21 protein-coding genes are annotated in these 21,938 nt (G+C 45.3%); 9 read left to right on the plus strand and 12 right to left on the minus strand.

The features are described 5' to 3' along the window. Positions 1-10: 10 nt before the first annotated feature. Complete coding sequence (locus tag KO518_RS07275; RefSeq protein ID WP_216025159.1) at positions 11-220, minus strand: helix-turn-helix transcriptional regulator; 210 nt, start codon at positions 218-220, stop codon at positions 11-13. Continuing rightward, positions 220-792 carry a DUF2975 domain-containing protein gene (locus KO518_RS07280; protein ID WP_216025160.1) on the minus strand — a complete coding sequence of 191 codons (573 nt, stop codon included), beginning with the start codon at positions 790-792 and terminating at the stop codon, positions 220-222. The genes KO518_RS07275 and KO518_RS07280 overlap by 1 nt, the downstream gene beginning before the upstream one ends. A gap of 248 nt (positions 793-1,040) precedes the next feature. Between KO518_RS07280 and KO518_RS07285 the strand changes: the two genes are divergently transcribed. Continuing rightward, on the plus strand, positions 1,041-1,883 hold the full coding sequence (locus KO518_RS07285; RefSeq protein ID WP_252736011.1) for a DUF2306 domain-containing protein: 843 nt from the start codon (positions 1,041-1,043) through the stop codon (positions 1,881-1,883). Between the two features lie 3 nt (positions 1,884-1,886). Here the strand turns inward: KO518_RS07285 and KO518_RS07290 are convergent, their stop codons facing one another. From KO518_RS07290 to KO518_RS07310, 5 genes are all read right to left on the minus strand, one after another. Then, positions 1,887-2,993: a helix-turn-helix domain-containing protein gene (locus KO518_RS07290; protein ID WP_216025161.1), complete on the minus strand. Its 1,107-nt coding sequence runs from the start codon at positions 2,991-2,993 to the stop codon at positions 1,887-1,889. A 240-nt stretch (positions 2,994-3,233) separates the two neighbouring features. After that, positions 3,234-4,316: a tyrosine-protein phosphatase gene (locus tag KO518_RS07295; RefSeq protein ID WP_216025162.1), complete on the minus strand. Its 1,083-nt coding sequence runs from the start codon at positions 4,314-4,316 to the stop codon at positions 3,234-3,236. A 57-nt stretch (positions 4,317-4,373) separates the two neighbouring features. Next, entirely contained in the window at positions 4,374-6,908 is a 2,535-nt protein-coding gene (locus KO518_RS07300; RefSeq protein WP_216025163.1) for a TonB-dependent receptor, read from the minus strand. Positions 6,909-7,033: 125 nt separating this feature from the next. Next, positions 7,034-8,200 carry a hypothetical protein gene (locus KO518_RS07305; protein WP_216025164.1) on the minus strand — a complete coding sequence of 389 codons (1,167 nt, stop codon included), beginning with the start codon at positions 8,198-8,200 and terminating at the stop codon, positions 7,034-7,036. Then, on the minus strand, positions 8,200-8,967 hold the full coding sequence (locus KO518_RS07310) for a hypothetical protein (protein ID WP_216025165.1): 768 nt from the start codon (positions 8,965-8,967) through the stop codon (positions 8,200-8,202). The genes KO518_RS07305 and KO518_RS07310 overlap by 1 nt, the downstream gene beginning before the upstream one ends. Before the next feature lie 410 nt (positions 8,968-9,377). On the opposite strand from KO518_RS07310, the gene KO518_RS07315 reads away from it, so the two are divergent. The 4 genes from KO518_RS07315 to KO518_RS07330 all read left to right on the plus strand — a co-directional run bounded on the left by KO518_RS07315 (position 9,378) and on the right by KO518_RS07330 (position 13,425). Continuing rightward, the gene (locus KO518_RS07315) at positions 9,378-10,193 is read left to right on the plus strand and encodes a spondin domain-containing protein (protein WP_216025166.1); all 816 of its coding nucleotides are present in this window, start codon (positions 9,378-9,380) and stop codon (positions 10,191-10,193) included. 11 nt (positions 10,194-10,204) lie between these two features. Beyond that, the gene (locus KO518_RS07320) at positions 10,205-11,062 is read left to right on the plus strand and encodes a spondin domain-containing protein (protein ID WP_216025167.1); all 858 of its coding nucleotides are present in this window, start codon (positions 10,205-10,207) and stop codon (positions 11,060-11,062) included. A 153-nt stretch (positions 11,063-11,215) separates the two neighbouring features. Beyond that, on the plus strand, positions 11,216-11,941 hold the full coding sequence (locus KO518_RS07325; RefSeq protein WP_216025168.1) for a response regulator transcription factor: 726 nt from the start codon (positions 11,216-11,218) through the stop codon (positions 11,939-11,941). After that, complete coding sequence (locus tag KO518_RS07330; RefSeq protein WP_216025169.1) at positions 11,938-13,425, plus strand: cell wall metabolism sensor histidine kinase WalK; 1,488 nt, start codon at positions 11,938-11,940, stop codon at positions 13,423-13,425. Before KO518_RS07325 ends, KO518_RS07330 begins: the two co-directional genes overlap by 4 nt. Before the next feature lie 76 nt (positions 13,426-13,501). On the opposite strand, the gene KO518_RS07335 is transcribed toward KO518_RS07330, so the two are convergent. Both KO518_RS07335 and KO518_RS07340 read right to left on the minus strand, forming a co-directional pair. Then, positions 13,502-13,648 carry a hypothetical protein gene (locus tag KO518_RS07335; protein ID WP_216025170.1) on the minus strand — a complete coding sequence of 49 codons (147 nt, stop codon included), beginning with the start codon at positions 13,646-13,648 and terminating at the stop codon, positions 13,502-13,504. Between the two features lie 9 nt (positions 13,649-13,657). Continuing rightward, positions 13,658-14,476, minus strand: coding sequence for a MipA/OmpV family protein (locus KO518_RS07340; protein ID WP_216025171.1), 819 nt, complete (start codon positions 14,474-14,476; stop codon positions 13,658-13,660). A gap of 405 nt (positions 14,477-14,881) precedes the next feature. Between KO518_RS07340 and KO518_RS07345 the strand changes: the two genes are divergently transcribed. From KO518_RS07345 to KO518_RS07355, 3 genes are all read left to right on the plus strand, one after another. Next, entirely contained in the window at positions 14,882-15,778 is an 897-nt protein-coding gene (locus KO518_RS07345; protein WP_216025172.1) for a sensor histidine kinase, read from the plus strand. A 4-nt stretch (positions 15,779-15,782) separates the two neighbouring features. Further along, the gene (locus tag KO518_RS07350) at positions 15,783-16,418 is read left to right on the plus strand and encodes a response regulator transcription factor (protein ID WP_216025173.1); all 636 of its coding nucleotides are present in this window, start codon (positions 15,783-15,785) and stop codon (positions 16,416-16,418) included. 564 nt (positions 16,419-16,982) lie between these two features. Further along, entirely contained in the window at positions 16,983-17,573 is a 591-nt protein-coding gene (locus KO518_RS07355; RefSeq protein WP_216025479.1) for a hypothetical protein, read from the plus strand. A gap of 11 nt (positions 17,574-17,584) precedes the next feature. Here KO518_RS07355 and KO518_RS07360 read toward each other — a convergent pair whose 3' ends face one another. From KO518_RS07360 to KO518_RS07370, 3 genes are all read right to left on the minus strand, one after another. After that, positions 17,585-18,091 (minus strand): thioredoxin, encoded by a 507-nt coding sequence (locus tag KO518_RS07360; RefSeq protein ID WP_252736012.1) that lies wholly within the window; start codon positions 18,089-18,091, stop codon positions 17,585-17,587. A 64-nt stretch (positions 18,092-18,155) separates the two neighbouring features. Then, the gene (locus tag KO518_RS07365; RefSeq protein ID WP_216025174.1) at positions 18,156-19,673 is read right to left on the minus strand and encodes an Hsp70 family protein; all 1,518 of its coding nucleotides are present in this window, start codon (positions 19,671-19,673) and stop codon (positions 18,156-18,158) included. Between the two features lie 159 nt (positions 19,674-19,832). Beyond that, positions 19,833-20,777, minus strand: coding sequence for a 2OG-Fe(II) oxygenase family protein (locus tag KO518_RS07370; protein ID WP_216025481.1), 945 nt, complete (start codon positions 20,775-20,777; stop codon positions 19,833-19,835). Between the two features lie 387 nt (positions 20,778-21,164). Between KO518_RS07370 and KO518_RS07375 the strand changes: the two genes are divergently transcribed. Further along, positions 21,165-21,935 (plus strand): CmcJ/NvfI family oxidoreductase, encoded by a 771-nt coding sequence (locus KO518_RS07375; RefSeq protein ID WP_216025175.1) that lies wholly within the window; start codon positions 21,165-21,167, stop codon positions 21,933-21,935. The last annotated feature ends 3 nt before the right edge of the window (positions 21,936-21,938 follow it).

The raw sequence follows: 21,938 nt of genomic DNA on the forward strand, positions 1-21,938 counted from the left end.
AATTGTCTGGCTATTCGTCCGGCTGAAAATATAAGATGTCGCCTGGCTGACACTCCAGAGTGCGACAAATGGCTTCCAGGGTTGAAAAACGCACAGCCTTTGCGCGCCCGCTTTTGAGCACTGACAAGTTTTGCGGTGTAATACCTACCTTTGAGGCTAAATCGTTTAGTTTCATTTTTCGCTTCGCCAGCATCACATCAAGCTCGATAATAATGGCCATTAAATCACCAGCTCCTGCTCTGATTTCAGGGTGAGGGCTTCTTGCATGATCCAGGCAATCACGTAGATAACAAGACCAGAGATCAGGTAAGTGATTTCAGTTGACCCAATCATAAAAATAAACGGGAGTTGATCAGAGATGTTTAATAGTCGCAGTACCAGAACCAGTGCAATCGGATAAAATACGCTGACAAATAACCACACCAGTAACGTGGTGCCAATGGCTTTTACGCAGCGAATGTTAAGTTGACTAAAAATACTGCCTCGTTGATAGAGTGAGAATAAACGATAAAGAAAGTAGTAAATGAAGAAGTAGGGTATTGCTTCAACAATTCCCAATAACCCAAGACTACTTAAATCGTTTCTTTCAAGCGCTACGGCGAGATCGTGCCACGCGCCATCAAACGACACTTCCACCATAGAATGGCCCAACCCGTTGTCAAAGCTTGCCGAGCTTCCAGCATCAGTATTGGAAGTCGAGCTTGCCAGTATCACAAAGGTTAAAAGTTGCAGTGAGGCCAGAAAAACAACCAGCCCTTTAACAAGACGGCTAATAAGAGAAATTTTATTCATAACTTGGCTTACCATCAGTGGGTTATTAGCAAGTAAAATAACACGATAGTATCTTTGTGCAATAAAAAGTTATCGTTTTTCGATAATTAGTTAATGCTTTTTGCACTTTCTTACTGGTTCATTAAAACCATGTCAGCATAGTTTTTGCTCAGTAAATCGATATTTCTGTTATCGATTTTGTAATTCGATAAGCCATTTCTGCCGTTTTTGTCATTCTCTAAGCTCTATTTGTTAACGAAGGGCTAACTATGTCTCGAGATATGACTTCTACAGTAAATACTCAGTCTGCAATGGGCTGGCAATCAGAAAAGGTGTTGGGTTGGTTGGTAAAGTGCTGGGTGGGCATTATTCTTACCGGCCAGTGGATATTTGCTTTATATATTTTGGTTCAGTTCACGTTGCCTATGCTTACCGGGCAGCTGAGTGAATCCCGCTACGCTTATATGATCACGGGCTATATAAACGGTGAAACGCTTAACAACGCCTTATTACTACTGCATGTTATACCTGTCATGCTTATTAGTCTAAGTGGTACGTTTCAGTTGTTCCCGGGAATTCGAAAACACTATCCGCGTTTTCATCGGATCAACGGACGTGTGTATCTTTCATTTGGTTTGTTGGGGGCGATAGGTGGACTATATCTTACTTGGGTAACAGGCAGTCGCCTGAGTGATTTGGGCGCATTGGGTGTTACGCTAAATGGGCTTCTCATTCCCGTAGCTGTGTACGTTGCATGGAAAGCGGCATGGCAACGTCGTTTCACTCAACACAAGCGCTTTGCCATACATGCGTTTATTTTAATTAACGGTGTGTGGACATTTCGCTTATTACTGATGGGATGGTTTATGCTCAATCAGGGGGCGTTGGGAAACAGCGCAAATTTGGACGGGCCTGCAGATATTATCTTGTCCTTTTCTTCTTATTTGCTCCCCATGGTCATAGCGGAACTCATTTTTAAGGCCCGGCAGAGCAAAGCGGCCAGTGCTCGGCTTATCGCCATCATCTCGGTATTATTCGCCATTATTATCACCTTATTTGGTACCGTAGCGGCAACAATGATGATGTGGGGGCCACGGATCATCGGCTACTAAAATTTAGCTGGTGGCACTGGGTTGGTTAGACGTCAATTGATCACTAAGCCGTACTTGACGGTACTGATTTGGTGTACAACCTTCACTGGCTTTAAAAGCGCGGTTGAAGGGGGCGAGCGAAGCAAAGCCGGATTCCAGGCTAATGACCAGAATGGTCCAGTGCTGGCTGTGCTTAGCCGTTAGCAGGTGTTTTGCGTGTTCAATGCGATAATGATTAATAAACTGATTCACATTGGCCGCCGAGGTGTAGGAACTGATTACCCGACTCACTCTATATTCCGACACCTGCAACGCATTGGCGATTTTTATGGTTTTCAAATCGTGCTGTAAATAGCACTGCTCTTGTTCCATCAGAAAGATAATTTTCTCAAGGAGTCGTTGATCTTCTTTTACAAAAGGTGAGGGTGAGGTGCTTTCTACCTCAGCGTGTTTTTCAAGTACAGAATGTTGCTGCCGTATTTTGTGCTGCCACAATAATATGGCAAAGAGTGCCAGGGTTATTTGTAGCGCGGAGCCCACCACAAGCCATGGCTTTATTTGTTCACTGGCATCACTGCTTAATATGCCATCGGCGACAACCGTACAACTTACCACGCCTATAAAAAAAGCCGTGGCAAACAGTAATCGCTGTTTTTGTGCAACCTTGTTGGCGGCGCTGAACCCCCGCACTGACTCCCAGAATGACAGCGCGAGAATAGCAGAGGATAACAGACCGGTGATCTCCGCTATGGCGCGTTTTAACCAGCCAACCCTCTCGGCGTTTATCCAATCAATAAACACCATCAATTCTACACTTCGGTTAGCAAAAACCAGCAGCGCAATAGCAGCAGCGAGCAGATAGTGTTGGGCAGAAATACTATGACTACCTCTAAAAAGTGCGCGGGAAATAAGCCAAACCAGGTTGCATGTAGCACAGGTGCCCAATGCAAATACATATTGATAAACACTGCCATGGCCAGTGGTTAATACTTGCAACGCCACCATCACCAGTGAGCCACTAAAAATGGCGGTAAGGATATGCTCGATTCTTACCGGTTTAAAAAATAGCTGCGCCAACATGACACTAAGCGCGGTAAACATCAGTGTATAGTATGCGTAATCAAGCGTCATCGTGTGTATTATTGGCAGCGAAACATGGCTTCATCATAGGCCAAAAAGGCGCTACTGTAAGGCCGGAATTGTTAGTGTTTGTTTCAGTATGCAGCGTTATTGAGCTAGCAGTCGCATTGGCTAGTCACGCTACAACTCTTAACGGGTTTGATATCCTGATGAAAAAAACTGGTTTCATGACAACAGAGAAAAGCAAAATGGCGAGAGACCGGCACATTGCTGCACCGGCTCACCTTCTGTTTATTCCAGATATTGCGCTTTTAACTGAGCAATATCTGCGTCACTTACGTTCAGTTCTTCTTTGATAAAGGTGTCGATGGAACCGGATTGAGCTTCCATTTCAGCAAATGCCGCGTTCAGATAGCTTTCACGCGTCCCCATAAGAGCACCGATGGCTTCCTTAGGTAGTTGTGCAAGCATTGCCATTGTCGCATCCTGTTTGTGAGCACCATCATTCTTATCGTGCCCGTTCATTAAATCTTCTGGCCGTAATATTTGCTCAGACAACACGTAATCCTGCATGATCACGTCTTTCTCTACACCTAAAGCATATAGAATTAATGCTGCGGCTACACCGGTTCTGTCTTTACCAGCAGTGCAGTGGAATAACAAAGGTTTGTCATCAGCCACCAATTCGGCAAACATGGCCTGGTAATGCTTTTTTTGTTGATTCAGCAATTCCGGGTACATTCCGGCCATTACCTGTTCCATGTCTTTCTCGGTTGCCCGTCCCTCGGCAAACATTTGCTTGAATACTGACGTATCAAATTCCATCTGGTAGTCCCAGGTCATATGATTAATGTCGCCAGCTTGCCATTGAGTCAGCTCATTTTGTCGCTCGCTATTGCCTCGAAAGTCCACCACAGTTTTGATGTCCAGCTCTTTTAACATCGCATAGTCGGCATTATCGAGATTGTGCAACGCGCCTGAACGATAGAGTTTACCCCATTTGACCTGGCGGCCATCGCCGGTTTTATAGCCACCCAGATCGCGAAAGTTACGTCCGCCATTGAGGTTTAGCACCCGGGAGCGCACCACAGTGTGTTCACCGTTTTGCCCGCTAAATGTAAAGGTGTAACGGTCTTGTGTTGGCGCCTCCCACTGCAGTGATGTTACGCCGTTGTTGAGTTTGTTTGAGATCATAATGCTGTTTTCGCTGCGTTCACCCTGAGCAGTCACGGCTACAGGTGTTTCACTGTCCCAGTTTAAGACATAATGGCCGCTATCTCGGTCAACCATGACTTGAGCGTCCAACGCTAAAGTGTTAAAACTCACTGTGGCTGCTCCGGCCACAACCCACATCATCACACTTAATTTTTTCATAGTAAATCTCCGCAGAGCTGCGAATAACAGCTCTGGTTTTGTCAGTAATTTTAAGGGTTAGTAACTCAGGCGCAGGCCAAACAGGAAACGGCGACCGTAGCTTTCGGACTGATTTACCGTGTTGTTTCCGGCGTAGCGTAGATCCGTCTCATCAGTCAGGTTGTTGGCGTTAAAATACACGGTAGCTGACACTGGCCCGGTGATGTTCTCTGGAAGAACATACTGGATGTTGAAGTCCAGACGATTTTGTTCGCCCCAGTATTCAGTAGGATCTTCGATGGGCGAGATCCATTCATCACGGTATTGGTAATTTAAACGGGCAGATAAACCATAATCTTCGTAAAACACCGAGGCGTTATAAATCAGATCTGAGGTACCTGGTAAATCCAGTGTCTCGCCTTGAATGGTTGTAAATTCTGAGTCAACGAAAGTGGCGTTAACGCTGACACCCCAGCCCATAAGAGCCGGTACAAAATCTTCGGCCATGGCAATCAGGTTGAGTTCGATTCCGGTAATTTCGCCATCTGAACCATTTACCGGGCCAGAAAGTTCCCAGGTTTCACCAGGTTGCCCACCATAAATAGCGCCATCGACACTTTGTACATCGGTATAAATAACGTTATCGACAAAACGGCTGAATATAGATGCTGAGGCAATACTGGCAGGCGCAAAGTAGTACTCCAGGGTCCCATCCAGGCCATATGACTCTTCTGCTTTTAGAGACGGGTTTCCGCCACTAACGGCAGTCGGTGTTGCGGTTGGGTTTATGCTCGCCGCAGCTCGCCACTCCTGGTAGGTTGGCCTGTTGACGCCACTTGAAAATGACACACGGGCGATGGCTTTATCATTGATGTTGTAATTGAGATGTACGGATGGAAGTACATTGGTAAAATCATCACTGTAGTCTACCGGCGTTTCTTCACCGGTTTCACTGTCGAGCAGGGTGCCAACTGAGGAATAATCCGTTTGCTCAATTCGAAGGCCATAAACAATACTCCCCCAATTAAACTGCGATTCCATCATGGCATATGCCGCGGTAATATCTTCTTCAATGTGCGTACGTTCGTCTGCAGAGGCAGCAGGGAATAACTCTGCACCAGAGGCTTCCCAAGCTGCACGTAAACCGGCATTGTTCCAGTAGTTTGCGTTAATGCTGTTAGAAGTATTCGACGCCCAGCTTTCTTCGGTTAGAAAGCTATTTACATCCAGCTCAGCACCGCCAAAGGCTGGAATAAAAGCGAGCACATCGAAATCCACCAGGTTTTCACCTTTTGCTTCGCGCTTGTTATATTCGCCACCAATTGAAAGTGTTGAAGGCAATCCCAGGAAAGATAAATCTTTGCTGGCGTCCAGTTTAATTTTGTCAGCATCGACATTCAGCGGCGAATTGATTTTATAGGCGTAAGTAGAAGTCGGTCCGTACACTATTTCGTCAACGGGCGTTGCTGACGTGATGATTGGGTCTTCAATGTTAGTGAGGTCAAGATCTACTAAGTGAATATCTGCCGCAAAATCATTTAAAAAGTCTAAACCCGACTGGTAAATGATGGGTAATTGGGTGGAAAATTCGGTTTCCGTGAGGTTGTATCGCAATGCAACATCCCAACCAGCAACGAGAAAGTCAGTACCCAGAGTGATAGTTTGCGTGGAATTACTGTATTCACCGTCTTGTAACAAACGGTTGATGTACACAGGTGCATTTTCTATCACCGGCCCTACAGGTGAGGTAGCAAAATTAAATACATACTGGTTACGCTGCTCCAAATCTGTAAACTCGGAGTACAAACTGGAAATAAAGAATCGGGTACCATTATCCAAACGATACTCAAGTCGACCACCGTATGCTTCATCTTCACGGGTTAATTTATAGCTACGCATATCAATGCTGTTTACCGCGCCATCGGCACCTAAATCATACTCACGGTTGTCGGTGACTTGTTCTCGGCTATTCTTGGAGTAAAAGCCCATAACGCCAAAACTGTCATTAGAAAATGACAAGCGCGAGCCAAATTTCTCCACGTCTCCGCCTCCTAATTGCTGTTCTCCCATACCCACATCGAGGTCGGCGCTAAAGCCTTCTCGGTCAAACGGATTGAAGGTTTCGATGTTCACGTAACCAGCCACTGCCTCACCGGTCATTGATGGCAATACCGCTTTGTTGACCTCGATGCGTCGGGTTATAACCGAAGGGAAAGAATCAAATCGTGGAATTCGACCGTTTTCAGCGCCGGGCACGTCTATACCGTCAAAGCCGATTGCAGTGTAGCGAAATGGCATACCGCGAAAGTTTATGTAGCGGGCCTGGCCCTGATCCCGCTCAATAGCCAGGCCTGGAACTCGACCCAGTGAATCAGCTAGGTTTTGATCAGGAAAACGGCCAATAGTATCAGCAGCGATAACTTCCATCACATTTGATGCCACGCGTTTGGCTTCAATAGCAGCTGTTTGGCTGTCTTTAATAGGGGAGGCTAATGCGACAATCTCTTCAATTTCTTGACTGTCATTCTCGCTCGTTTGTTGAGCGTGAGCCGCGGAAACAAAAACACCTAAAGCTGACAGTATCGACAGGGTTAGATAGGAACGTGGTTGCATAAAATTCTCCAGCGCATAAAAAAGTTGCGGCGAGTCTGCAAAACCTTGATGACAATGATGTGACAGGGATATCTGAAACTAAAACGAGATGTCTCTAAAAATAAAAGTGTTTATTTTTCTTGTGCTTACAGTATTTTAAATTTTTCTTTCGGCGCCTGAATTCGGTAAAAATAGCGCGATGAAGATTGCTCTCTTTGACCTTCAAACAAGAAAGGTGTGGCCAGTGATTCACCTAACACAGAGTTGAGTTCGTCTTTAATTTTATTACGATTCTGGTCTAGCTTCTTCGCTGTAAGCCCATTTCGTATAAGATCGTTAATAGCCTTGCCGTGGCCGCCAAACTGTTCCATTAGAGCGATTAATTCTGCTGCGAGCTCATGATCAGCTTTGCTGGTTAACGGATTTAACACCCATCCGTCATCAGTTTGGATACGCTTTTGTGCGTACCAGAGGTAGTAATAATAAGGTGTGGCCGTTAGCTTAATCTCTATCCCTTTGATAGTGAGTAACCTTTTCTTAGCGTCAAAGATCAATTGCTCTGGTAACGTAAATGTATTAACAAATGCTTGTTCTTCCTTGTTGAAATGCGTATACAACAAGCCCAGCCACACTGACTCTCGTTCAGTTACACTGGTTAATTCGTAGCGGGATATCAATTTTAGCAGCTTATCACGTTCGAACTCTGCCAGAGATGGGTGCAGGATCAGGGTTTTGAATACTTCTCTTGTTTGTTCGCTGGCGTTAGCTGCTTCTCTGGCCTGTTCAGCAGTTAACCCCAGTTGCTGCCAATGAATGATGTGATGGGCGAGTTGTCTGCTTAGCGGCGCAGGGATCCAACGCAATAAAAAGAATAAAAAAAGCGATAATGAAAATTGGCTCACAATTAACCACGGCCAGTGGACACGACAACTGAACTCTCCGATATAACTTAGATGATGATAAGGGTCGTCGAGCGCAAGACGGAATATGAGCAAATTGCGCAAACGTTCGCCACTTTCAAATGGTGCTGTTGCTACCAGATCAGTTACATGGCACTTCGCTAAAATTGAAAGACGACTTTGTGGGCTGATTTGCTCAAGAGCATGGCTGATTTTACTGACAATAAAGTTAACGGGTTCTTCGTCCAGATTGCCAGAGTATGTTTTATTGGGCACCAGAGATTGATAAGAGGCAGCATACTGTTGCTGAATTGATATCAAGAGCGTCCATTTCGACCATGAAAGGGTAGTAACACAAAGGACGATACCAGTAATCAATACCGAGATAACCTGCTTAACAGACGGGTACCGCATTAGTTGCAACCAGTTAATGAAGTTTGTACCGATGACAGATTCAAAATAGTAGATAAGTGCTCAACTACAGGCTCTAGTGCAGTTAATAATTCACAACGAACAGCATTGGAAAGTTCGGATGTGACAAACAAAGTGGCGCTGTTATCAGTGGTAATTCTGACGCTGTGTAGTCCGTCGTTCCTTCCTTTTCGAAACATTTCGATAGTACTAATTATGTCCACTTCTCGCCGGTCAAATGCTTCGTATAAAGAATAATTGTCTGCATAGTAGTGTATATCTAGGGCATCTATATTACTTGACCGGGCTTTTAGATCTTGCAATGGCAGCAGGTAGTGGGTGTGGCTTAGAGGGTCTTCTACCAAACCAATACGCAGCTTTTCCAGTTCTGAGAATTCAATAGCCTTGCGGCTGAACCAGTAAACTGAAAAGCCATCAAACTTGATGATGGGGGAGTAGAGTTGCGAAAAGCTCGGTACCAGCCCTTTAAGACTGTGTTCCCGGCCCATTATGACATCAAAATCCTGATTCAGCAGGTTTATTGGGGTCAAGGTATCCCTCGCTTGCCAGGAGAGTCTTACACTGCCGTAGTGTTGCTTAATTAAGGTTGAGTCACATAGAAATTGCGTAATTTCGTTGGCCCGTACGGGCGTATACAACTGTATATTTAGTTGATTTACCAGCCCGGATCCCGTTTGACATTGCACCTCATTAAGCGGGCCAATTGGCAATGACACAGACTGATGACGAGTAAGCAGTAGGTTCATCACCAGTGTTCCGATAACACAACTACAAATTATCAAGACATAGCGAACGCGTGACATGAGCCTATTAACTTAATTAACCAGCTTAAAGTTTATGATGATTATGTGACAAGTATGTGACCGCGAAAGCTCTTGAGCCTTGTCATGTGCATTTACATCAAGGAAACTAACAACACATTTTAGTTCTGCACAAAAGATATGTTCAAGCCTACAGAATAATTCCCCTGATAGTGAGGAAAAGCCGTCGCTTGTGAATGCGCTTTTGGGTGTGGATGCTAATGTCTCGGTCACTCCAACTTTTTACAGGTATATTCACCGAGACAAAATTGTACGTTTTTTGTGATACTTCCGTGATGAATTGATTTGCGCTGTCCTTTACTTTCTATGTGCTTCCAGTCACAAACAAGGACAATACAATGAAATTATCTAAACTCGCCGGCGCTACATTGTTCGCAATGGCGTCTGTATCTGCAGCGCAAGCGGTAACGCTTGATATTGAAATCACTAACCTTACCCAGGCACAAAGTTTCACTCCGCGCTTAGTTGTTGCACACGATGCTACCGTTGATGCCTTTGAAGTGGGTGAAACCGCATCAACCGCATTGGCGTGGCTAGCTGAAGGTGGCGTTATCGACGATGAACAAGAGCCTGCGTCCAGCGGCGAAAACTTTGAAGCAGTACTTGGCCCTGTCGACACGGACAATGGCTCTAATACCTGGCATCGTTTTGGTGGTTTAGTGGCCCCTTCGACGTCATTGAGCTACCCGTTTGACACTATGGATAAGCCTTACCTGTCAATCCTTTCCATGTTGATCCCCACCAACGACGCTTTTGTTGGTTTAGACAGTATTATGATCCCTACTGAGCCCGGTACTTACACCTATTACCTCAATGCGTATGACGCCGGCACAGAGCTAAACGACGAGCTAAACAGTGCGCGTACTGATGTTGTTGAAGCTGAAACGGGCAATGCGCTGGGTGGATATGGCGTACCCGGTGTGGCCGGTGGTGGTGCACCTACGCGTATCGTCGACCTCGGCATGGGTGGCACAGGTGTAGCCGCACAAGTGGTCAATGGCGAAGTGGAAGACGGTACTGATGGACCTGTTCACATTCACCGAAATGCCTTGGGTGACACTGATAACGCTGGCGGCGCGAGCGACTTGGATTCTACAGTCCACCGTTGGTTAAACCCTGTTGCACGTGTTGTTATCACTGTTCCTGCATCTTAAGGAGCGATGCCATGAAAAATTCAATTATTAAATTCAGTACGCTGCTGCTACTTTCTTCGTTGATGGTTGCCTGTGGCGACGATGGCGATACCGGCCCCACGGGCCCAGCTGGGCAGGACGGAGTTGACGGTATGGATGGCGCCGATGGTATGGATGGCGCTGATGGCATGGACGGTGCCGATGGTGCTGACGGTGTGAACGGTAACTCTGCCGTATATACGGTACAGATCACCAACCTCACCCATGCACAGCCTTTTGCGCCAGCAGCAGTGATCCTTCATGAAACGGGTTTTCATGCATTTATGGATGGTGAACCAGCGAGCATGGGCATTGAAGTGATGGCAGAAGGGGGCGACCCATCAATGGTGATTGATGAGGCTATGAACGCCACAGACTTCCTTGATGCGCAAAACTCTGGCGGTATTTTGATGCCAAGTTCCATGGGCGATGCCATGACCTTAGTGGTGCCTGAACTGGACGCCGATGATCTTCGCTTAACCATCACCACTATGCTGGTAAACACCAACGATGCGTTTACCGGACTTAACGCCGCCGATGTAAGTGGTATGGCAGTAGGGGAGAGTAAAACCTTTATGACGGTGACCTGGGACGCAGGTACCGAGGCCAATACCGAAACGGCAGCAACCATGCCCGGCCCGGCAGCGGGTGCAGCCGGTGGTGGCGGCGCTGCGGCAGGGTATGACCCTACCCGCGACGACTTTGCTGATGTTGTGCGTTTACACACAGGTGTTACCACCAGTGCAAATGCTACTGATGCCAGTCGTGAGGGGTTAGCAACGTCAGTATTGACAGAAGCACACCGCTTTGACAACCCAACAAGCCGCATAGTCATAACCCGAACCCGCTAAGAGACACAGTGAGTCACGAATAGCAATGCCTGATTATTCGTGACGCACTGTTTACATCGAAGTGTCAATGCGCAGAAAAAAATTTACATTACGTGAATGAAATTGATGCCATCCCCGGTCTTAGTCTATCGGAGCTATATTCTTGGGGTGGATATGCAAGACACTATTCTCGTGGTTGAGGACGATGCCGATATCGCAGATTTAATTCGCGTAAATCTGCGCGAACTGGGTGTAGATATTACGTTGGTCCACAATGGAAAGACAGGGTTAGCCCTGGCGCTGGATGAGCCGTTCTCGCTATTGATCCTCGATGTTACGTTACCTGAAGTGAACGGGCTTGATATATGCCGTCAGGTACGGGACAAACACCCTGAGAAAGCCATTATTATGCTGACCGCTAAAAATTCAGAAACCGATCGCGTACTCGGCCTGGAGCTAGGAGCCGATGACTATATGACCAAGCCGTTTAGCGTGCGGGAGTTACAAGCACGGGTTCGCGCGCAATTGCGTAAAGTACATTTGCTGGCGAAATCGCCTCAAGGCCAAGATGCCATCGAAGAGAAAGACATCACCATTGGTGCGCTTGCCATTAGTATTAAGCTCCATCGTGCCACCTTTTGGGGAAAGCCCCTTGATCTCACGGCCACAGAGTTTGATTTACTCCTTTACCTGGCCAATCACCCTAATGAAGTTTTTAGCCGGGCACAGCTTTTGGAATCGGTATGGGGTTATCAACACAGTGGTTACGAACATACGGTGAACTCTCATATCAATCGTTTACGGGCAAAAATAGAGTTAGACGCTACCGCGCCGAAAATTGTACAAACCGTATGGGGGGTAGGCTATAAGCTCAACCCAGATGGAGTGCAAGCACAATGAAACTGTGTTTTTATCAGCGTATTTCCCTGGCCCTGGCGGCGGTATTTATTTGTGTGCTTGCGCTGTTCTTTTTTACCAGTGCACATCTGCAATCTATCACTCAAGATGAGGCAGAGCAGCAACTTCATCTTGGTCTTGCAGAACACCTCGCGTTAGACAGCCCGTTACTTAAAACTGGTGTCTACGATTACGAGGCACTAAAAAATTTGTTTCATACGTTGATGATATTAGGTCCAAACTTCGAATTCTACTATTTAGATCCCGATGGAAAAATCCTCACCTATTCAGCAGAGGCCGGGAAAGTAAAAGCGGAGTACGTAAGTTTAGCTCCCATTCAAACGCTCATTCGCAATCCTGGCCAGCTTCCCATAAAAGGTGATGACCCACGCAATCCGGGGGTAAAAAAGATATTTTCAGCTGCGCCCGTAATGAACGGCGATGCATTGCAGGGGTATTTGTATGTGATTATTGGCGGTGAGATTTATGATTCTATTCTTGGAAATATTAAAGAAAGTGAAAACGTACAGCAGCTGATATTGTTCAGTGCATTGAGCCTGGTATTTTTATTCGTGGTCTTGTTGGTGCTGTTTAACGCACTTACATCACCTCTTCGCAAGTTAAGTGCCGAAATGGATAAGGTCAGTGGTTCAGACTTTCAGCAAACCCGCTTGAACGAACCTAATTATCAATGGCAATCGGATAGTCACGACGAGGTTCAACGTCTGGGGAGCACCTTCACGCGCATGTTAAAACGCATCAATGTGCAATTTGACCAATTGCAGCAAATTGATACGCAGCGCAGAGTGCTACTGGCAGATTTATCCCATGACTTGCGCACGCCGTTGGCGAATCTTCACGGCTATATTGAAACCCTCGCCATCAATGACGACACCTTAGACGCAGCTAAGAGAAAGCGATTCATCAGTATTTCGTTAAAAAACGCCCGCAATTTAAAACATCTTATCGATCAGATATTCGAACTCGCCTACTTAGAAGGTGGGCAAGTGACCCTCAATCAAGAACCGTTTCCATTGGGCGAATTGCTTCACGATATCGCTTCGAAATTTGCCCTCAAAGCAGCAGAAAAAGCGTTAACCCTGGAAGTGAGTGTAGGTGAATCGGATTACCGTGTTTTTGCTGATATAGGCAAACTAGAGCGAATTTTGACAAATCTCTTAGAAAACGCGATTCGCCACACTCCTGCTCAGGGCACGATTACCCTGGCGGTCACCCCGCAAGTGAATAAAATACGCATAGATATTCGCGATACGGGCGTAGGTATCAGCGACAAGGAAATTGCCTTTATCTTTGATGCGCGCTATCAGGCTACCAACCATGAGAAAGACAATTGTCTGCATGCCGGGCTGGGCCTGGCCATCAGCAAGAAGTTGGTCTCGCTTTTGGATTCTGATCTGTTAGTTGAAAGTCAACTTGGCAAAGGCACCTGCTTTAGCTTTGAATTACAGGTTGTGCCCGTACAGTAAAGCATGATCTAAATAAAAGGCCCCGGATATATCGAAGGCTGGATGATGCTCTATGCCAATACAAATCCCGGTCAATTCAGCAAGTGCCAATTTTTGCTTCGCTGGCAATGCATGGATCAACAACTTTATTCCAAAGCGTATCGCTACCACTTTCGTCAAAAACGACTGCGCTGTCGCAGCCTACGAGTACCGCGACGATTAGAATGACACTGATGTGCTTCATCTGCATCCCTTACTTTTCAAAACGATAATTGACAAAAACTGTCAATTGTTGCTTAAAACTGTCTCCCACTAACGGGCTTTCTTTGATTGTTGAATCAAGGGTTTCAACCTGGTAACTTGCTTGGACGGACCAGTGTTTATCAAAGACATACGTAAGATTTAATGCAGAAAAAGGATTCACTGCGGAGCTGGGCTGATAAGCATATCTACCGTATTCCGGGGCAATATTTTCTCCTGAAATGCCGTAAACGTATTGGGTATACTTTTCGTCTTGCCAGTAAACGCCTAAATCAGCACTAAGCTGTAAACCCAAACCTTTACCGTAAATGGGCAGGTGATAGCGCCCAAGTAGGGTAATTCCTTCCGAGCGGTTCGAAATATCTTGCGCTACACGCAAAAACAATTGTTTGTATTGCAACTGAGCTCTAAAAGTAAGCTCGCCTTTTCCATCGTTATAGCCTGTAAACACATCATCGTCTGACAATTCATCACTGAAAATCAGGCTACTGTCGTAAGTATCATCGCGAAAGCTTAGCCCCATCGAGGCTTCAAACTCTGTATCCTCTAAGAATGCATACTGAACCAAGCCATATTTCGGGCCAATACGCCACCGGCCTTTACGTGCATTAAAATAGGGAAGGGATATTGTTTGTATATCGTAACCACGCCAAGGTGTATCTACTGCAAGCAGGCCAGCTCCCACGTCCATCTGCCATTTCTCAGTTTGCTCTTTTGCCTGAGCTACATCAGTAAACTGTGCGGTTAAACAACCAGCAACAATTAACTGATACGAAAATAAACTGTTTCGCAGACCTTTATTTTTGGTCATGATAATGCCTCTATATTGGTGAAATTAATAACAATATAGCGCTCATATCGCGAGTAAAAATGCTGCAAATGTCACAACTTAAAACGTGACATTTGTCATATACATAAACAGATTATTTAGAATTAACATAAAGGCATGAACAAATTTTTACGTCTTTTTTTACAGCGTAGCGACTTTCTGCTTTCTGCAGTCACTTGGCTATTTGTATTTATTTATACCTTGCATGCGTGGCCCCTCAGCGCGCAAACAGCACAACTCGACTACTCACCACTACATGTAATAATAGTGAGTTGCCTGTTCATCAGCTTTTTTGCTTTTTTAGTTTACTTTGAGTTTTTTCGGCGGCGCTTGAAGTATTGTAAAACTATCATTTTAAATTTTACTATAGCCAATGTGTTACTACTCATGTGGTTATTTAATATTGGTTTTGTCGCTATTTTATTGATAATTTTCTTAGTTAAATACAGTGATTTTGAACCGAGGAAATCAATACTTTATTTCCTTATATGTTTGCCCTTTTTCATGGCGCTGATCCTTCATTTGGGTTTCGATAGCGAGTTTGTATTGTTAAACGGGCTTGCATTTACCTTGTACAATAGCTTTGCTTATCGTTTTGCTACGCGGCTTATTTCCGAACGGAAAGCTAAAGAACAAGCCGCCCATTTATTACGCGAGTTAAAAGCAACGCAATCGCTGTTAAACGATACTGCAACCCGCGATGAGCGTATCCGCATTGCCCGGGATCTACATGACACGCTAGGGCATCATTTGACCGGACTTAGCATACATTTAGAAGTGGCAAGTCACTGTGTCAGCAATCAAGTACCAAAGCACATTGCGAAAGCCCAGCAGATAACGCGTTTGTTATTAAGTGACGTACGCGATTCGGTGTCATCCATGCGGGAAAATCAAACTATCGATTTATACACATCGTTGAAATCTTTATGCAGTGATGTAGCAGGTTTAAATGTTGTACTTGATTATGATCCAGCCATCAGAATCAGTGATGCACTTCTTGCGCAAACGTTATTTCATTCAGTTCAGGAAGCCATAACAAATAGCATAAAGCACAGTGACGCGAATGAGCTAAACGTTTCTTTGCAATTAGAGAATCAAACTGTGCAGTTACGTATAAAAGATAACGGCAATAAAAACGCCGAGCTCAATTTAGGTAACGGTTTATTGGGTATGCAAGAACGGCTTGCGCTAGTGAAAGGTGCCATTGAGTTTAAGCACAGCGATACTGGCTTTGTGATTAATGCCACACTTCCTCATAAACTTAACCCACATACGTTGGCGTAACATTATGATTAATGTGCTACTGGTTGAGGACCAGACCTTACTAAGAGAAGGGCTCAAAAGCTTATTGGCTCTAAAGGACAATATTCACGTTGTCGCTGAAGCGGATAATGGTCAGTGTGCTTTGAACAAACTCAGTCAGTACGCTGTGGATGTTGTACTTTTAGATATCCGCATGCCAGTTTTAGATGGTATTGGCGTACTCAAAGCCATGCACAAACAGGGGTTAACGCAGCCAGTACTAGTGCTGACAACTTTCGATGACAGTGAACAGGTACTTGAGTGTATTCGCTATGGTGCAAAAGGTTATGCATTAAAAGATATAAATTTGGAGCGACTGGTCTCTGCCATTGAAACACTTGCCAGTGGTGGATCAGCGCTTTCACCCGCAATTACACAAAGAATTATTAATAGTTCAATTCAACCTCAGAGTGAGCCTACCTTGTTACCTGATAAGTTAAGCAAAAGCGAACTCAAGGTACTGAATTTAATTGCTGCAGGCTACTCGAACTCAGAAATTGCCCAGGCACTATATAAATCCGAAGGCACTATACGTAATCAGGTGTCGTTTATTTTACGAAAACTGGATGTTCGCGACAGAACACGGGCTGTTCTCAAGGCGATAGATTTGGGTTTGATCTGACGTTATATTTTTCTTTTTGGCGGCATAACCAAATTGCTTCCATGAGCATTCAGTAATGCGCACCTTGAATTCTAGCGATCAAATCTCAAAATGTCAGTTCAGATGTGTTTTAGCGACGCATAGTCGGAGATTCACTTAAATTTCATCGGAAATTGCAACTTCCCTTGTACTTTAGTATACATTTACTCAATGCAAACGCATCAGGTTCATGGCCGCACAGGCCACTTCAAAATCACGCCGGAGCATTTATGAATGATTAGATTAAATTTGTTCATAACCACACAGGTCATTTGGGAAGTCTCGCCATGCCCGCTATGATACATTTAACTAATTTCTTAGCATGTTGATATCTTATCTCTAAGCTGCTTTGTGCATGCTGTGTCCATAGCTCTTATTTGTATGTACGGGTATAGCGAAGCAATTTACCGAGTCTTCACTACATTGGTTGTTAACATATCGGCATTAATGAAATAACAAGGAATGGCAATGAACAAAAGTGAAATCAATAAAGTGAAAAGCAATGCTAAACATACCTTTATGTTCAGCGTGTTTGTAATAGCTCTAATGCTGCTAAGTCCTGGTGTGTTCGCGGTAAACGCTAATAAGACAGGCGCATTTCAGTCCGCCCCTTTAGTTTCAATTCCAACCCATGATGCTTTTTTTTCTGCTATCAAAGCGCACTGTGGCAAAGCGTATTCCGGTAAAGTTACCGTAGACAATGCAGCGGGTGACAGCTTTGCGAATAAGCCACTCGTTATGCATGTACGAAAATGCAATGATACTGAATTACAGATCCCTTTTCATGTGGGAGACGACGCTTCTCGTACCTGGATCATCAAGAAAACAGGGTCGGGTTTGTCGTTAAAACACGACCATCGTCATCAGGATGGTTCAATGGACAAGTCAACCATGTATGGCGGCCATACGGTTGATGCTGGCTATAACCAGGTACAGTCGTTTCCGGCTGACCAATATTCCAAAGAATTATTTGTTAGGTTAGGTATTCCTCAGTCAAGTACCAATATCTGGCAAATGTATATCTATCCGGAAAAGTTTAGCTATCGATTAATACGTGAAGGTAGAGAGTTCAGAGTCGATTTTGATCTAACTAAATCCGTGACCACGCCGCCAGCTCCGTGGGGCTACATTGACTAGTACGTGCCATGTTATGGGTTTAGCAGTTCAGTTAGTGCTTGTAAATCCTCTGCAATGGTACGTGAGGGTTTTTCTATTACCCTCCCAAGTTCTTTATTACCTTGCATTAGAATGAAGGTAGGAGTGTATTTTAACTCATGTGAAAGGGCGATACCTTGCGGGTCGCGCTTTTGGCGGTTAACGGCAATTAATTGAATATCTATGTTGTCCTGGCCACTCGTATCCAGAGTTTTTAGCAGGCGGGGCACTTCGCGCTCGCTGTCATGACACCAGGAGCCAAACAAAACCAGCACGGTATACCCTTGTAGGGAAGCGATGGCGCTCACTTCGCTATCACTGGGCGTATAGGCGTTGTAACTGTCTTTGAATGCCGGGTAGTGGCTAAGCAACTGTTGTTGGCTTATTTCACCTGTCGCATCGTTTGTTTTTTGCTGGTGGCTGGCGTGTGAGAAGCTACAGGCGCTCATTGCTGTCGTTAACAGCAATACAACGCCAAACATTGAGTAGAGTTTTTGCATTATTACATTCCAAAAAAAAAGAAGTGGCGCGCTTATTGTGGATGCCGCAGCACACAGGTTAGTGTTACCGCTGATGAGGAAGGGCGTGTTTTGCAGCCTGAATAGCCAGCCCTTCACACACAGAGTTAAACGCATCATTTTCCAGGCGTGGCAACTCCGTTAACAGCGATTCATACAGCGCTTCAACCACAATTGGCGATAAGCTCATGCCGCCTGTAATCATCACTACTTCAGGTTTCTCAGCACTGTTGAGTAAACATTCCGTCACCAGGGTTTTCACTTTATCGAGCCATGGTTTTAGTGCCTTTTTCAGCGAATCTTGTGAAATCTTCACGTTAAAGTTATCTTCAATGTAGTGCAGAGGCAAGGTAATACTCTGCTTACTCGAAAGTAGTTCCTTTGCCAGACGAGCTGAGTTTACTACTCGCGCAGACAGTTTGTTTTCTTGCACGGTAAGCAGGCGTTCCAGCTGTTCAGGGGCTTTTACTATCGACATGGTTTGGGATATGGCAAGCCCGTAGTCGTCAGAAAAAAAGCGTGTAAGCGCGGGAATGTTGTCAATGGCACACATGTCAGTGAAATAGCTCGGCGGAATAGGAAGCCCGGTAATGGTTTTAAGACCCATGCCCATTTCCGGCGCAATCGTTTTGAGTACCAGGCTTTTATCACAATCCATGCCGCCCAGTCTTCTACCCGTTACCGATAGTACATCGTCTTTTCGGTCGAACTGCGTCGCGCGCTCAGGTGAAAGCTTAATGCAGCAGATATCTGTAGTACCACCGCCTATATCGACAATCAGCGTGGTGGTTTCTTTAGGGAGTGTTTGCTCAATTTTATACGCCGCCGCGATGGGCTCATCCAAAAAGTTAACGCCTGTGAACCCGGCCTCGTGGGCGGCGTCTGTCATAATTTGAATGGCTTGAGCGTTGCCTTCTTCGCCGCGGGTACCGTGGAATTTTACCGGACGACCGATAACGGCTTGATTCACCGTTTTGCCCAGCTGTTCTTCTGCACACTGCTTGAAATAAGCGAACTGCCGGGCGATGATGCCGACGAAAGCGCGCTTCTGATCATCATCCAACGATGCACCTAAAAAATTCTTGGGCGAGTAAATCAACCTGCCTTTATCAGGCATTTTTAGAAAGCGTCTGAACCCCTGTTCACCAAAAGCGAACTTGCCGTGCTCAACCAAACGTCGAAGGGGGATCTCGTCAAGGGACATGGCGTGCATTAACTGCTGAATTGCTTTGCGTTGTAATGCCGGTTTGTCGTGCAAATCTCCACGCAGCGCGTTGATACGCGCGCTGTAGATATCCTGCTCTTTAGGATCTTTGGCCGAATAGTAGCCATCTTTCGCTTTGTCGATTTGCTCGTTTATGATGCGTTGCAATTGCGCGACTTTTGCTTCAACCATGGCATCGGGGGGCGGCGGCAATTCATCTTCAAAATAGATAAACACCGAAGAACGAATTTTGCTCCCCTTGTTATCCAGTGGGTCAAGTTTGATGTGCTGATGTGATGAACCATCAAAATACACAACTTCAGAATTTGACGTGCCGTAGTCAATTCCAATTGCAGTCATAGTTTATTCGCGTAAATAGTTTGGAGCGGATTGTAAGGAAAATCGGTGAGCCTTTCTAGTTCTTGATGGCCTGGGGAAATAGTGAGCCGACACTTTCTGTTAAACCACAAAAAAGAGCAGCGTTCTATGAAAGCTGCTCTTTACTGTTAGTCACGACATTTAAAAAGGCGCAAAGTCATCTTTTTGCGTATCCGGTACCGTCCATCTGGCCTTGGCTTCAGCTTTCGTGGTAGGGAGTACGCCACGTGGAATTTGCATGTTGTCACCATAGAGCCATAACACCATATTCGTTCTGCTACCGCCAGTGATAGGCTGTGCCGCATGAGGCACACTGCCACGGTGCAGCATAGCTACGCCCGGCTGGAAAATAGTGCGTGTTACTTTACCCGTCTCATTGTTAAAAAAGTCTACTTCCGACCCTTTGAATGTTTCCCCTGGCACATTCAGATTGATATTCATTGTCGCGGCGGACGCATCGGTATGGGGGCGCAACGACGTATCCATGCCTTCTTGGTATTGGATTGAAAATCCGAAGGTCTGGGTATCAAATCCCATTACTTCAGGAAACAACATACGTGAAATAGGGCGCATGTACTTATTCATGATCAGGTTGTAAAATACTTGGAATGTTGGTGCAGCCAAATATCCTTCAGAGCGCGCATCCAGCATACCGCCATTGCGATTCAGAGCGATACCGTAGGGAGGGCGAAGAGGGATCCCCGCGCTTGCTACGCCGTCTAAATAGGCTCGTAATAGATGAAGCTTCTCAATATCAAACAGTTGTGCCTGATACACACCGGGTAGGATTTCTTCCCACAAATCCGCCACTGCTTGCTCTTTGGCCGGGTCTTCCCAAGCTAAAGCTATAGCATTGCGAAGAGGCTCGCTTAGCAGTGTTTCATTTATCCATTGAGACAGTTGAGAGTTCTGTTCATCCCACTCTTTCCAGGCACTTTCCAATAGCAAACGATTGCTATCCCAAAAACGCTGAACAGAAGGGGCTCTCTTCAACATTTCATCGCGACCTGGAAGGTCCAGCAAACGGGCGCGGTCAAGAGCACCGCCAGTGACTTTAACCGCGTTGCTTCTATCGGGTGTTGGCATTTGAGTTGTTGAAACGCTCATAAAAATTCTCCAGTTAGTTGCACTATATCGCCGCAGGTTGGTTGCCGGTTTTTGAGTACAGCGCGTCGATTACTAAAGAATATTTCACTTATAAAAATATAAAAATGCGTTATTTGCAGAGTCAGAATATAGATTTTGTTGAAAATTAGGTTTTAATTCAACCAATGAGGGCTAAGTCTTTGTTCGGCGCTCTGGCATTGTTAGGCCGTCACCTACAACCGGAATGATACATTATCAATAAAACCTAAATACTGCTTCAGTATTCATGTGGTTTTTCATTGAAAATATGTAGGTATATTTCGAGCCCTATTTAGCGCTTTGTCATAGTAAATGACTCGCGTGCAACTTTTCCATGGGGGGAATAAGATGAATGCTTCGGTAAATTACCACGTAAGAAAGCCTGTTACACAGGCATTTGAATTTGATGCAGATGGTATCGAAGGTAATTTAATATCACCTGAACTTGTCACTACCAATGTCAATGTCTACGACATTCGTAAAAGCGAATCGAATATTGGCTTTAAAACCCATGGTATTACTTTTTTAGAGGGGCTTGATGCGGTTCCCTATCCATTCATGGCTGATGATGAAGGGCAATATAATCGACAAATTGCTGCTATGTTGCGCGCAAAATTAGGCGCTAAAGACGTTCTGGTATTTGATCATACCGTTCGTATTGATGACGAAAATGCGTCGCGCCGACCAGCGAGAAATGTGCATAACGACTACAGCGAGAAAGGCATTCAAAACCGTCTTATTGATTTAGTCGGGGAAGAAAAAGCCGCTGAATACCACAACGGGCACTTTGGGTTTGTGAACCTGTGGAGGCCGGTGGAAAATACGATCATGTCTTCTCCACTGGGATTTATTTGCCCTGAATCCATGAATATCGAAGATTGGATCGACATTGAGCTTGTGTATCCGGACCGTAAAGGGGAGATTTTGGGCGTGACGGCTAATCCTGAACACCGCTGGTTTTATAAGTCTAAAATGCGCGTTGATGAAGGTATCATTTTCAATATTTTTGATAACAAGGGTATTCCCCATCTGGCACACAGCGCATTAGATATGAGCGAAGAGGGCGCTAAAAATGCAACCCGGAAAAGTATTGAAAGTAGGATGTTGGTGAAATATTAAGCC

It is taken from the genome of Aestuariibacter sp. A3R04, from assembly GCF_018860805.1.
In the GTDB taxonomy this organism is placed as follows: Bacteria; Pseudomonadota; Gammaproteobacteria; order Enterobacterales; family Alteromonadaceae; genus Alteromonas.